The following is a 1,503-nucleotide window of genomic DNA, read 5'->3' on the forward strand; positions in this document are numbered from 1 at the left end:
TGAGCGATCAGATAGTCTCCGACTAACGGGAATCCCCCTCCTGAGTCACGAAGTGTGAAGGTGGGGGAGGATGTCAAAAAGTATAAATTTATTATAATGGTCAGGGTTTTTATTTTATTTGTCATTTTTATAAATTATATCAGTGATGCTCCCTATTCCATATTCATTTAATACAATAAATCAGCTATACCGCTAACTTTATATAATCACCAATTGTTATGGCAAAAAATATTTTTTATTACTAAGTTTGAATTAAAAAATAATTGAAGATTATAAAAAATATTTGTCATCATGAGAATAACAATTGTCCAATAATAAATTGATTGCCAGCGAATATTTTATTCGAGGAAATAGTGTTATGACACCAATTAAAATAATTAGGCTATAATATGATTAAATGAAAAAATTATTCTATAAAATAAATAAAATTTTTGGATGGGAATTTTATGACGGATTAATAATTTTTTTGTTGTGAATTTTATGGGGATTTCTTTTAAAAACCTTAAAGCCAATATGTTAATGATAATATTTTTGGTAAAAAAATTTATTAATTAATATATAAAAATAATTTAATGTTTAAATAGGAAAACATATGAAATTAAAAAATTTTTTTATCATGAGCTTTATATTAACTGTATCTTCAAGTCTATGGGCTCATGGCTATATAAAATCGCCGGCAAGCCGAGCATATAAATGCGCACAGGGAATAAATAAAACATGTGGTGATATAAAATATGAACCGCATAGTGTAGAACAACGCTCCGGATTTCCTGATAAGGATTTCCCACAGGATGGTAAATTAGCCAGTGGGGGTATTAAACGATTTGGTAAACTAGATGAAGCGGGTGAAAACAGATGGCATAAAACTCAAATGCAAGTGGGAGACAATATTTTTTCTTGGCATCTTAACGCTCGACACAGTACAGCTAATTGGCGTTTTTATCTTACCAAGAATGGTTGGGATCCTAATGTACCATTGGCCCGTGCGGCATTTGATTTAAAACCTTTCTGTACCCAATATGATGGTGGCGCAATACCCAAAGCAGACGTTAGCATAATTTGTAAAGTGCCTGTTGATCGTATTGGTTATCATATCATTTATGGTGTTTGGCAGATTGCTGATACGAGTAATAGTTTCTATCAAGTGATAGATGCGATTTTTCCTGATAATGATAAGAAGCAACCTACCGAACCAGATATTAAAGAACCAACTGTAACGACAACCAGTCAACCAGGTGAACCGGTTGTGGCGGATACGACAGTAACTGGCACCAAGNCGNCAACCNAATCNGTNATCANGCAACCAACCGTAACGACAGCCAATCAACCGGATGAGCCGGTTATCACGGATACGGCAGTAACTGGCACCAAGCCGGCAACCGGATTGGTGGTCACGCAACCAACCGTAACGACAGCCAATCAACCGGGTGAACCGGTTGTGGCGGATACGACAGTAACTGGCACCAAGTCGCCAACCAAATCCGTGATCANGCAACCAACCGT

At 35.9% G+C, this 1,503-nt stretch carries 1 protein-coding gene; it reads left to right on the forward strand.

The window, feature by feature from the left end:
* Positions 1-616 precede the first annotated feature (616 nt).
* Positions 617-1,503: lytic polysaccharide monooxygenase (locus H1X92_RS10415; protein ID WP_441293615.1), on the forward strand; the 887-nt coding region annotated here is incomplete at its 3' end.

The sequence above is a fragment of the Arsenophonus endosymbiont of Apis mellifera genome, assembly GCF_903968575.1.
GTDB classification, from domain to species: Bacteria; Pseudomonadota; Gammaproteobacteria; order Enterobacterales; family Enterobacteriaceae; genus Arsenophonus; species Arsenophonus apicola.